General features: G+C 58.6%; 7 protein-coding genes and 1 tRNA gene. 3 read left to right on the forward strand and 5 right to left on the reverse strand.

The features are described 5' to 3' along the window. Window positions 1–76: 76 nt before the first annotated feature. The 4 genes from ACYQ2I_RS10410 to ACYQ2I_RS10425 form a co-directional block, all read right to left on the reverse strand. Window positions 77–1,642: a sulfatase family protein gene (locus tag ACYQ2I_RS10410; protein ID WP_460166949.1), complete on the reverse strand. Its 1,566-nt coding sequence runs from the start codon at window positions 1,640–1,642 to the stop codon at window positions 77–79. Window positions 1,643–1,703: 61 nt separating this feature from the next. Further along, the gene (locus ACYQ2I_RS10415) at window positions 1,704–4,121 is read right to left on the reverse strand and encodes a glycoside hydrolase family 95 protein (protein ID WP_460166950.1); all 2,418 of its coding nucleotides are present in this window, start codon (window positions 4,119–4,121) and stop codon (window positions 1,704–1,706) included. A 49-nt stretch (window positions 4,122–4,170) separates the two neighbouring features. After that, window positions 4,171–5,646: a sulfatase gene (locus ACYQ2I_RS10420; RefSeq protein ID WP_460166951.1), complete on the reverse strand. Its 1,476-nt coding sequence runs from the start codon at window positions 5,644–5,646 to the stop codon at window positions 4,171–4,173. A gap of 81 nt (window positions 5,647–5,727) precedes the next feature. Next, on the reverse strand, window positions 5,728–6,996 hold the full coding sequence (locus tag ACYQ2I_RS10425) for a glycoside hydrolase family 117 protein (protein ID WP_460166952.1): 1,269 nt from the start codon (window positions 6,994–6,996) through the stop codon (window positions 5,728–5,730). 749 nt (window positions 6,997–7,745) lie between these two features. On the opposite strand from ACYQ2I_RS10425, the gene ACYQ2I_RS10430 reads away from it, so the two are divergent. Next, window positions 7,746–7,820, forward strand: a tRNA-Pro gene (locus tag ACYQ2I_RS10430). Here the strand turns inward: ACYQ2I_RS10430 and ACYQ2I_RS10435 are convergent. Next, window positions 7,786–7,935: a hypothetical protein gene (locus ACYQ2I_RS10435; RefSeq protein ID WP_460166953.1), complete on the reverse strand. Its 150-nt coding sequence runs from the start codon at window positions 7,933–7,935 to the stop codon at window positions 7,786–7,788. The genes ACYQ2I_RS10430 and ACYQ2I_RS10435 overlap by 35 nt on opposite strands. A 489-nt stretch (window positions 7,936–8,424) precedes the next feature. Between ACYQ2I_RS10435 and ACYQ2I_RS10440 the strand changes: the two genes are divergently transcribed. Then, a complete protein-coding gene (locus ACYQ2I_RS10440) occupies window positions 8,425–10,863 on the forward strand; it encodes a hypothetical protein (RefSeq protein WP_460166954.1) in 2,439 nt (812 codons plus the stop codon). Window positions 10,864–10,907: 44 nt separating this feature from the next. Then, window positions 10,908–12,044, forward strand: a complete 1,137-nt coding sequence (locus tag ACYQ2I_RS10445) for a lipid-binding SYLF domain-containing protein (RefSeq protein WP_460166955.1) — start codon at window positions 10,908–10,910, stop codon at window positions 12,042–12,044. Window positions 12,045–12,070 lie beyond the last annotated feature (26 nt).

The raw sequence follows: 12,070 nt of genomic DNA on the forward strand, positions 1-12,070 counted from the left end.
ACTTCGCCACGAACCTAACAACGGGGTGCTAAGGACCGTTTTTCTGGTCGTGTCCCCAAAACCGACCTCGTCACATTCACGGTTCGGCCGTCGTTTTCCGGCGTTTCTTTTTGCTGTGAATAATCAGCGGTTGCGGCGAGGGAACATCCTCTCCCGGTTTCCGGAACACGTACGGCATCCACAAATCGCGTGCCTTTTTCCATTCCGCGAGTGTGCGTGTCGGATACCAAGCTGGCCATCCGTATCGGTTGAAATCGTATTCGCTTTCGTGTTCGGCCGTCCAATCGTCGACCGTGTCGGTGGGACATGTTTCCGGAAAAACGCCTTCTGCCCGAAACTCGTCGGAAACGCCTTTGTCGTGAATGACGTTCTTACGCCAGTTTTCGAGTTCCGCCATCAACTCCGCTTTGATGTCGGCATACCGCGGGTCGTCCGCTACGTTGTGTACTTCGTACGGGTCCGTCCGCAGGTCGTACAATTCCACAGGCGGCTTATGCGGAGCGAAGAATGCGGCCTGTTCCGGTGTGAGTTTATTCTCCAGGTAGAGTACGCTCATTTCGGCGAGCATCGGATAGGCACCTTCTTTGTACCGATTGAACTGCAAGTACGGTCGCTCGGGCATGAGATTGAGAATCAACTTGAAGTCTTTCGACCGAATCGCCCGCATCGCATCGTGGGTTTCATCCATCTTGTCGCGCGCTGCAAAGATGTATTTTCGGTGCTTAATCTCGTCACCGAAAAGACTTTTGCCGTGCAAAGGAACGGGCGGCTCGACGCCGGCGACATCCAGAATCGTGGCGCAAATATCGATCGCCATGACCAGGGTGTTCGAAACCTGACCGGGAGCGATTTTACCCGGCCACCGCACGATCAACGGCACGCGAATTCCACCGTCGTACAAGAATTGCTTTCCGCGAATGTGGCACCGCCCGTTGTCGGCACAAAAGAATACCAGCGTGTTGTCCGCAAGTCCTTCTTCATCCAAACGTTTCAGCAACTCGCCAACCTCGCGGTCGACTACTTGCATTTGCTCCAGGCCGTTGGCCCAATCGCGACGGCACAAAGGCGTATCGGCGTAGTAAGGCGGCAACTCGACGTCCTCGATGTCGATCGGCCGAACCGGATCACGCTCGAATTGGCGGTGCGTCCCCGAAAACGTGATGCGCGCAAAAAACGGTTGTCCCGGTTCGCGCTGCGACCAATCGGTACCCATGAACAGCTCTTCCTTGCGGTCGGGCAGAAAATTGACATCTACCTTCCAGCTCATCAACGCCGTGAAATATCCGGCCTCTTGCATCAAGAGAGGAATCGGCTTGATTCCGTCAAGCAATGGTTGCTTGTTGTGCTCCCGATGCTGGTTCGCTCCGATGAAATTCTGATGGAAGCCGGTCATCATGGCCGACCGCGACGTCGAACAAACCGGTGCCGTGGTAAACGCCCAGTTGTAACGAATCCCTTGCGAGGCCAACTTGTCGATATTGGGCGTGGAGACCCCTTTGGCGCCGTAACACGAAAGCTCTGTACCCCAATCTTCGATCATGATCCACAGGATGTTGGGGCGAGAATCCTGTCCCCCGGCCTTACCCTCGACCGCAGGCGACGCCACGCACAATATCGTCGTGGCGATCAACGTCGTTATCACCCAGCTTCTCCACATCTCTTACATTCTCCAGTTCAACATTTGATCGATCCCCACACCTCGCTCAGCGAGTCGACGGAGTGGGTTCCGAGGCCTGTCCGTCCCAGCGATAGACGCCTCCCGGAGCGGTTGCAAACGCGAGTCGGTGTCCGCGGTACACCAGCGTGCAAGGCGATCCCTTCTTCGATCGCACAACCACGTTTCGGAGTCGCCCCTCGGTCCACTGCAAATCGATCTCGAAACCGCCTTGAGCGCACAAACCACTTGCGTATCCGTTCGATAGCGCGGTCGGCAGGGCCGGCAACAACCGGATTTCGCCGGAGTGGCTTTGGACCAACATTTCAGCGATTGCCGCACACGCTCCCAGGTTGGCGTCCGTTTCGAATACCTGCCGTTCCCGCCCTCGCACGCCGACAACGAACAAATTGTCCCAGGTGCTCTCGGCCAACATCTCGCGCAGGAGTGCATATGCCCGATCCCCGTCGAGTAGGCGGACATAGCTCGCGATCACCCAAGCGGTAATACCGCGGTACTCGGGCGAGGCCGCCGCACCGTTTGCCACACGTACGTCCAACGCTTTTCGAGCCGCCTCGAATAGCGCCGGGGTTTTCTCACAATCGATCAAGTCGCCGGGACAAAGCCCCCACAAATGGGAAATGTGGCGATGCCCCGGGTTCTGTTCTTGAAACGGCTCGGACCACTCGGCCAATCGCCCGTCAGAGTTGATTTTCAACGGCGGCAGACGCCGCTTCATCGCGGCAAGTCGATCGCGAAACTCGGCGTCTTTCCCCAGGATTTGAGATGCAGAAATGCACGCATCGAAAAGACTGCCGACCAACTCAATGTCCATCGTCGGACCCATCGAAACCGACACTACATGCCCACGCGGGCTGATGAACCGGTTTTCCGGTGATGTCGACGGGCCGGTGACGAGATATCCCGTGCGCGGATCCTCCACGAGATAGTCTACGAAAAATTCGGCCGCTTCCCGCATGATCGGATAGGCTCGATCCTCCAAAAACTCGCGATCAAGGGTATACCGATAGTGGTTCCAAAGGTGCGTACACATCCACGCCGGCGCCATCGGCCATACAGCGTACGGTGGATTTCCGACTGCCGCGGTGAAATACCACGCATCGGTCGCGTGATGTGCAGTGAATCCTCGGCAGCCGTACGTTTCGCGAGCGGTGATCCGCCCACGAGGACGCAGCCGGTCCAGCAGATCGAAGAACGGTTCGTGGCATTCGCTGAGATTCGCGATCTCAGCAGGCCAATAGTTCATCTGAATGTTGATGTTGATGTGGTAGTCGGCGTTGTACGGCGGATCGAGATGTTGGACCCATTTGCCCCACAAGTTGATCGGCATCGAACCGGGCCTCGATGCCGTAATCAAGATGTAACGACCAAGGTGGAAAAACAGGGCAATCAACTGCGGATCCGCCGTTCCTGCACGAAATGCCGCCAGTCGTTCGTCCGTCGGCAACGCGTCGCGCGCATCGCTTTCTCCTTCGTCGTCGGCGTCTGAAAAACGCAGTTTCACGCGACGAAAGAATCGCTGATGGTCGACTATATGCGATTCTCGGAGTTGCCGATACGACTTCTTTGCGGCAGCTCGAATGCGACTTTCGCAAACCAGCCTCGGATCGTCACCGTAATAGTCGGTCGCCGCGGCCAGCAAGATCGTGAACGCGTCGCAAGCTTCCACCCGGAGGCGGCCGTCCTGAATTGTTACTCGCCCGTTTTCGGGTAACACGCGCAGCATTGTGCAGTAATGCACACCGCGCCACCCCGCAACGGTTTTGCCCGTCGCCACCCCCGAAACCACCAGCGTTCCGTCCGGCTGCGGCCGAACATCGGCCTTCGGTCTCGTGAAGTCCAACGTGCAGTTTACACTTCCGGGGCGATCGCCGATCGTCCGCAGGACGAGGATCTGATCCACCGCACTAGAGAAGCACTCACGTCGGTACTTCACCTTCCCGAGGCGGTATTCAACGGTGGTGATCGCCGTGTCGAGGTCCAATTCGCGCCGGTAATCGTTCGGTTCCTCGTTCGCGGCATACTCGAATCGTAGCGTGAGATTGCCGAGTGTTTGGTAGGTATGCATTCCGAACTCAAGCCGCAGTCCGAGCATCTTGTCTTCGATCAATCGCTCGGCCTCGTAATATTTGCCCTGGAACGCCAACTCGCGAGCGATCGGCAAAAAGCGGGCTCCGTCCGGCTTGTCTCTCGGAATCGGTTGCCCCGTCCAAAGGGTGTCTTCGTTTAGTTGAATCGTTTCCTTGGCGACACCGCCGTAAACAACTCCCAACAGTCGGCCGTTTCCCACCGGCAAACCTTCATTCCAATCAACGGCCGGTCGGCGATACCACAACTTCCACTCGGAACTCGCCGCATAATCGGAAGTGAACAAGAACAAGAGAACGACCGCAGCCGACCAGAGAACTCGTCGCCGGACCGGTAACCCGGAAAAGCAAGACATCATATCAACCACGCTGTTCGCCCCGTCCCCGATTGCAGCACCTAGTATACGTTCAACGCGCAGCCGACTGCGTTTCACCGGTATCCACCGTCGACTTTCGTGTCCTCGAACGAACCGCCGGATCCGGTTCGGCTTCCCACTTAGGAAGCCAAGTTCCCAGTTCGCGTTTCACTTGGGCCAAGTCCGGTTGTTCTGCGAGATTATGAAAATCCTTCGGATCGGCGATTTGATCGTACAACTCCTCGGACCCGTCCGCGTATCGAATGTACCGCCACCGCGCCGTGCGCACGGCATGATTGCCGCGCCCTTGAGTGGTCACAATTGCGCGTTGTGATGGTCGGTCAGGATCCCGCAACCAAGGAACGAGGCTTTCACCGTCCAAACCCGCTACCGGAGATAGGCCGCACAGTTCGACGAGCGTGGGGTAAATATCCAACAAGCTGACAGGCGCGTTGCACACGCCGCTTTCGACGCTTACGCCGGGAGCCACGATGATCAACGGCACTCGTGTCGTCTGCTCCCACAAAGCGAACTTTTCCCAGTGCTCCTTCTGTCCCAAATGGTAGCCGTGATCCGCCCACAACACGACGATGGTGTTGTCTCCAATCGGACTTGCATCGAGCGCGTCGATCAAGCGACCGACCATTTCGTCGGCGAAGCTGACCGATGCATAGTAGCCTTGAACGGCCTCCTTCCACTTCCCATGGTCTACGATCCAACGATGCCAGTCACGCCGGGCCATTTTTCGGCCTGCTTCAGGAACGTCTCCCAAATCGTCGGGAATCGTTTCGGGCAACTCGATTTCCTCGAGGGGATGTCGCCGAAAATACTGTTGGGGCGTGTACCACGGAATGTGCGGGCGGTAGATACCTACGGCCAGAAAGAGCGGCCTGTCATGTCGCTTTGCGAGCTGCTCCACCGCCCACCGAACGACTTTCGCGTCGGCCATCTCGTCCGGCTCGATCGGCAGCGGTGCCCAGTCGAAACGTCCGCCGTAGAAAGCTTTGTCGGAGTTCATCGGAATGCGAGGCGGCAACACTTCCTGCGGCATTTGGCGTTCTTTGGACGGAAAATACGCGTCCCAAGGACGAGGATCGAGGTAGCCCGTATAGCCCTCGCGGCTCAATGTCGCCGCATGGTAAATCTTGCCGCCTCCGAGCGTTCGGTATCCGGCTTGCCGAAACCGCTCCGGTAAGGTTGGATGGGACGCAAGTCGTCGGTTCTCGCGCCAGTCTTGCCAGTTGTAGTAGACGCCGCTGGTCGTGGGTGCCAATCCGGTCAAGACGCTCGTTCGTGACGGATTACAAGCAGGCGCGGCACAATGCGCGTTGTTGAACAACACCCCCCGCTGGGCAAGTCGGGCAATGTTCGGCGTCGGAACCGTCGTTTCTCCGTGCATCCCTTCCACACACGTGTTGAGATCATCGACGGCGATAAACAGCACATTGGGCGGTGCCGAATAACCCACAGCTCCGACAAGCCCCCAAACCGCAACCGCCGCAATGCCAAGACGACCGACACAATGCATACCGCGCATACTCCATGGCCACACGAACTGCTTCGGCCATGCAAGCAAGACAAAGCAGCTCGCCGTACCTTACGCCGCCACCTACTTCGACTGCTCGCGCAATTTGCGAGCGGCCTCCAAGGCACGTTCGCGTTGTTCTTTACTCAGACCATGTTGATAGTAGAACTCGGGCGGATAGTAATACGAATGCCGTTTCATGCCCGGATCGTGAACATCCAGACTCAGATCGCAGTCGAACCGCATCAACACCGAATGGCGCTTACCGCGTTCGCCCGCCTGCGTGTTGTGACAAAGCCCCCAGGTGATTCCGCGCCCGTACGACGTATTCGTAAAGGCATCGGGCACAAAAGGACCGGCGGCCGTCGGCATCAGTTCGGTGATCGCGGCGATCTGGAAATTGACACCGTCCGGCGCGTATTGAATGGTGAAGTGCTCGTTACCATCGCGAATCGCGAACGCGGCGATCCCCTCTCGGAACGGGAACAAGGTCGTTTCGTGCCCCGAACTCATGATCGGATTCAACGGATGCTTGTGGAACGGCCCGAGCGGATCGTCGGCAATCGCCAGTCCGTGCATCCGAACGAGTTGCGGATCCCCGTCGAAATCAGACTTGTAGTACAAGTAAATCTTGCCCTTATACACCAGCGGATAAGGATCGTGGATCGAATATTGGTCCCATTCCCCCGGCGCACCGTTCGGAATGACGATCTTGTGGGTCAGTGTCCACGGTCCGTCGGGCGAATCGGCGTACGCCACCGAAACCGGGCAATCATCGCCGCGTGTGCCGCTGGCTTCCATGAAGGCCTGGAAATAAAGGTAGTACTTGCCCTTCCAAACAAGGATGTCCGTCGTCGTCACCGAACGCCAACCGGGATTCGGTTTCGGCGGACGCGGGACCGCCACCCCTTGTTCCTCCCATGTGAAACCGTCTTCCGAAGTGGCATACCAGATTTCGGCCAAGTCCCAATCCGTCGAGGGGATCGTATCGGTGCACTTGGCCGGGCCTTGCGGCGGCGTCGCGGTTTGGCGGTGTGTGTACCACACGTAATACTTGCCGTTGACGAAAATGACTTTCGAGGGATCGCGGCGGCTGATCGTGCCGTCGTGCCCGTGGTAATCGAAACCTTTCAGCTCGGTGTATTTGAACTGCGTATACAGTTCGTTGTCTTCCGGGCGTGCCGCGGGATAGGCCGAGTAGTTCCGCTCGAGGGCGGCACTCAATGGCCGATTGGGCTTTTCTTTGGGCAAGATGAACGGAAAACCGCCTTTGCTCTCTTGTGCCGAGGCATCAGCGGCCACCATCATGATCACACACACCGCAAGCCACCACCGAATCCCATCCTTCTGCATGAATAACTCCCCTTTCATCGAAAAAACCCTCAAACTTCCTGTGCGGCAAGCAGTCGTGATTCCCGTGCACGTTGCTTGCCCGCCTCCACCGGCGCGACGCAAACCAAAACGCCGGCAACTTTTTTCGCAGCCGACAACCGGGCGCCTACACCGTCCGCACCGGTGTTTCTGCCCCACTCGGCGCCTCGTGGGAACCGAGAAGGGCAGCGCAACGCAGCATGCTTCACCGCCGTCGCACAGCCCCAAATTGCGCGCTGGAAAGGCAAATCCCCGTGCGATTCTCGGTCGGCGACCATGACCGGTCATCCCTTACATTCCGCGCGCAGAGCCCGGCGCACGGCTTCTTCGGCATTTTTGCCGATTGTCGACACTCAGTATATTTCAGATGCGAATTGAAAAACAGCTTCCAATAACCCCGACCGCTACCCGGCCCTGAAGAATCCCCTTAAAGCACCTACCTCCGTGCCGTCGGCGGTCACGGATGACACGTTTCAGTCGGCGTGTGGTCGTTTCACTTCGGGGCCCCCGGTGGCGGCCCGATGCGTTCCGGCAAGACGCCCCGACGATTCTTTGCACGGGCAGCCTCCAGCCTGCGCTGACTCCGCCCCGTCAATCGGTCTGTTCGGAGGCCGCTTTCGCCCCCCGCCGGCGTCGTTTCCGCATAGAGAAATGAGAACTTTCGTCGATCGGCCGTGAATCCCGGGCCCCGTTGACCCGCATGGGGGAACGTGGTATTCTTTAATCGCGTTCGGGGCGTAGCGCAGTCTGGCTAGCGCGTCTGAATGGGGTTCAGAAGGTCGCAGGTTCGAATCCTGTCGCCCCGACATTGGCGGCGCGTGTTTCATTGCCGCCCATGAAAAGCCCGGATTCTCCCGGGCTTTTTCGTTTCTTGGCTTTAGCCATTTTGCCCGCCTTGCCATCTTGCACACGCCGGTGCATGCGATTCTGACCTCAGGCGCTCTTTCCCCCTTTGCACAAGCGGGTTTGGGGACCGTTTGGCGTCGAACAAAGTCCGGCACCGGTTTCGGGCCGCGCAAGTCAATCGCCGCGCCAAACTGCGCTCGAACAGCAAGTACCGGATCACCGCCAGATTGTCGCCCATCAGGCACACCAAGCCAGGTACCGTTTCCTGACTCTCGTCAGGCCTTGCAGCCGTCTTCAACGACTACCGGCGGTATCACAGGCCGGGGCGAACGTCGGGTTTTCACAATGATGGTTTACGGGGGCGTGCTATACTAACGGAAATTGTGTTTTCCGCGGCGAGATGCCGTCCTCCCCCAACCGTTTCCCATTCGGAAAAAACTCATGCACGGATCGTCCTCCCGCTCGTCTCAACGTTTTTCGGGCCTTCTCCGGATTGCGACGCTTTTGCTGGCGGTCGTCGCCGGCATCGGAAGGAGCTCCGTCGAATCCCACGAGTCAGCCCCTTTGCCGACGCGGACTTATTCGTTCGGCTACTGGTTGCATGGCTGGCGAAAACCGCCCGAAGATCCTCATCCGGACGTCTTATGCATTGAAACGGGATACTTCGGGCTGCAACTCAATGTCGGCGATCTGAGACACATTCGATTCGGCTGTCTTGCCGACAATCTCGACTACGTGCAGGCGTTAAACGCGGGCGCGTCACGTCTTACGAACCTTCCTGTCGCCACCTTGAACCTTGAAATCGCGCTCGGTGAGACAACTTACCGCGCCGTTGCGTGCCGTGCCGCGCGCAGGCACGACATGAACCGCCTGGAAGATGTCCGACTGTGGGAATCGGGACGTTACGTCCAACGATATGACCTGCTCGGGCTGCAGTTTGAAGATGCTTCCCGAAACGCCCTCCCCTGTGACGCGGTTTTGGAAGTCGTCGCTTGGCCGGACCGGCTCGTCTTCAATCTCGCCGTAAAGCCGAGCGCATCCTCGGAAAACACCGCAACGAATCTCGATTGGTCCGACGCGGTGATGCGCGCCGAGCTGGAATCGAAAGACGGAAACTGGGCGGCCGAACGAAGAATTACGAATCCCCCCGACGCAAAAGAGGTTTTGTCGCTCTCGCTGGCCTGTCCCGTCATTCCCTCGCCCGACGAATTGAACGTCACCTTGCGCGTTCGTTCCTCGGAGCGTTCCTGGCCGGTCGATTTCGACCCGCGGATCCAGGCGCGTCGAGTCACGATCAGCGGACTCGAACGAGATTGGAAAACCGGCTATACCGACATCCGCAACTATGATGAGTTTGTGATTTCTGCCGAAAACCCCGGCGACGAAACGGTCTTCGTACCCTTTCTGTTTTATCTACGCAATCCGGCCAACATCACCGGATTGTGTCCGATTCTTTGCGATGTGCGCGGCGTGCCGCTGGGGGTGCCCGTTCAATTGAGCAAAAACTGGCACGAGTCGTCCCTGGGCAGCTACCTCCGTGCCTACACGATGCTGCCTTCGCCGCCGGGGCGAGCCGATTACTTACTTCGCGTGGTCTACGGGTTTTACGGCGAACTTCCTTCGGCTAGTCACGCGCAACTCTCGTTGGTCGGTTGGGGAAAGCACGGCCGTTGGGACCAAATGGCGATCGGCTGCTGGGGCGAAACGATGTGCCTGGACACCGACATGAGCGCCGTCGATGTTGCAATTACCGACGTGCGCATGCTCATGACCCGTAACGGGAAAAACGGAAAGATGTGGTCGTGGACCGATGCGGGCTGGGGCGGGGATTGGCTGGGTGTTTTCGATGAAGCAGACCGGAAAATTGCTTTTTCCGAGATGAAAGCCGCGTACATCTCGCATGGTCCTTGCCTGACGGACGTTCGATACCACGGATACTACGGACCGCAACGGATCGCCGAAGTGAGGGCACGTGTCTCGACATTGCGGACGGACGACTATGCTCGTACGTTCCACACGCTGCAATACCGTTTCCAAAAGGCAACCGCATCGCGAGCGGCGTGGTTGTTCAAGATGGGACGAACGCACGCCTTGGTTACACCGCACATCGCGTACGGCAATGCCGCGGGATTGATCGAGGAAGCCGATGTACCGTCGGGACTCAAACCGGGCGATGTCTTTCGCGACCACGTCACCTTGGCAGGCGACGGTCCCTGGTGGGTAGCCTTTCCCGGCGCCGAATATACGAACGGCCGAAGCTGGGGAACCGGATATCGAGCTTTGGTCGTTCGTTCGTATCATGCCGTTTTCGGCGGCAAGACGTACGACCGTCCCACCATTTCCTTTCCCGTAAACCGCGTGCAAAAGGACGGCCGTTGCGATCTCGATTTACTGCTCGTGCCGCCCGCCGAAGTCGGCGAGTTTTCGCCCGGCGACGTCGTCGAGGCGTCGCTGGAGTGGATCACCCTGCCGCGCAACGCCGACGATTATTACGGCCCCAACGAAACGTTTCGTCGGCACTTAGCGGCAAATCCCAATTCGTGGAAGACGACATACCGCGAGGCAATCGGAAACAATTTGCATGTCTCGGTCGTCGGGGGACAGGTCGCTGAGACGTATCCGATTCGCATCGTGGTGACCGATCCGGAAGTTACTGTGACCGTTCGCGGCGGCGTGGGGGCCGTACCGATCACGTTTGAGGGTCTGGCCTCGCCATATGGCTACACTCTGTTCGAAAGACTCGGCGAGCGAATTGTCGAGGTCGACCAAAGCATCCACGGAAACGACTTCTGGCAAACGATGTCGGCCCCAAGCGGTAAACGGTACGCCCGAACGTACAACCTTCCACTCGACGGAAAACCGACATCGGTATGGATTCTTCGCCGGGATCCCCCTGAGGGCCGAACACATACTTCAAGCGCATGCTCGAAATCCGGCGGCCAAGACTCTGCCCGTGACGAATCGGCGTTGCCCCGAAGGCCGAAGCGGCGGTACGATGGGTGACGGTGTGATATCGGCTTTTCCCCCGAATGCATGGAGGCTCACGGATGTTCCGCCGTTTACGTGTTGGGCGATTCGTTGCCCTTGCTACGGTAGCAATAATGCTCTTGTGCTCGCAGGCTTCCGCGCAGACACGCGAAGCCCAGACGCTCCGTGATGCGGTCCAAGTTCTCGACGAAGTGATGGCGATCCCTCTTTCCGGGATTCCGCGCAGTCTGTTGGCCGATGCCAAGGGAGTGGCCATCGTGCCGGGGGTCATCAAGGGATCGTTCGTCGTCGGTGCTCGGTTCGGACGGGGGGTGCTCGTGGTCCGGGACGACAACGGCAACTGGTCGGTCCCTAGGTTCATCACGTTGACCGGCGGCAACGTCGGTTGGCAAATCGGCGTTACCTCGACCGATGTCATTCTGGTGTTCCGGACGAAGAAAAGCGTGGAGAACCTCTTGGACGGCACGCTGACCTTGGGGGGTGATGCCGCCGTAGCGGCCGGTCCGGTCGGTCGCAAAGCCTCCGCCGGAACAGATATCTCCCTGCGTTCCGAAGTGTTTTCGTACTGTCGCAGCCGTGGACTGTTTGCGGGGGTGGCCATCGACGGATCGGTGATTCGCATCGACAATGCCGCAAACATGGCGTATTACGGCACCCCCGATCCCTCCCAGGTAACCAGTTTGCCGGAAGACACGCGAAAACTATTGGCCGCGGTCGCGCAGTACTGCGGTACCGGAAAAGAGGAAGCCGCTCCAACTATGATGGCGCCCTCTCAAGGCAATGAATCCTTCGCCGCTGCGGAGACGTTGCGACGCGAGCTGGCCGCCTCGGCCACGGCGATGTACCGTTTGCTACCGCCGGAATGGCAAACGTATTTGGCCTTGCCCGCCGACGTCTTCTCACAGTCGGGGCACCCCACTGCGGCCGATTTGGGTACCTGCCTGGAACGTTATCGACTGGTCGCCGGAGATGTCCGATATCGAGCACTGACCGGCCGTATCGAGTTTCAAAACACGTACGCAGCGCTGCAACAATATCACAGCGTGTTACAGCGCAATTCACAGCCGTTGCAACTACCGCCGCCTCCCGGCGTGCCGGGGGCGGTCGATCCGAATGCCGTGCCGATCAACCGCTTACCCACCGCAACACCGACGGAAACCTCGAGCCGCGCAACGTTCACTCCCGCCCTTCGATAAAAAACGGCAAGGAACGCCGGATCACG

The organism is Thermostilla marina (assembly GCF_054657455.1).

Bases quoted from the DNA above. Each gene is read 5' to 3' on its own strand.
- ACYQ2I_RS10415 (WP_460166950.1), bottom strand. From the start codon at position 4,121: ATGATGTCTTGCTTTTCCGGGTTACCGGTCCGGCGACGAGTTCTCTGG.
- ACYQ2I_RS10420 (WP_460166951.1), bottom strand. From the start codon at position 5,646: ATGCATTGTGTCGGTCGTCTTGGCATTGCGGCGGTTGCGGTTTGGGGG.
- ACYQ2I_RS10425 (WP_460166952.1), bottom strand. From the start codon at position 6,996: ATGCAGAAGGATGGGATTCGGTGGTGGCTTGCGGTGTGTGTGATCATG.
- ACYQ2I_RS10435 (WP_460166953.1), bottom strand. From the start codon at position 7,935: ATGCACCGGCGTGTGCAAGATGGCAAGGCGGGCAAAATGGCTAAAGCC.
- ACYQ2I_RS10445 (WP_460166955.1), top strand. From the start codon at position 10,908: ATGTTCCGCCGTTTACGTGTTGGGCGATTCGTTGCCCTTGCTACGGTA.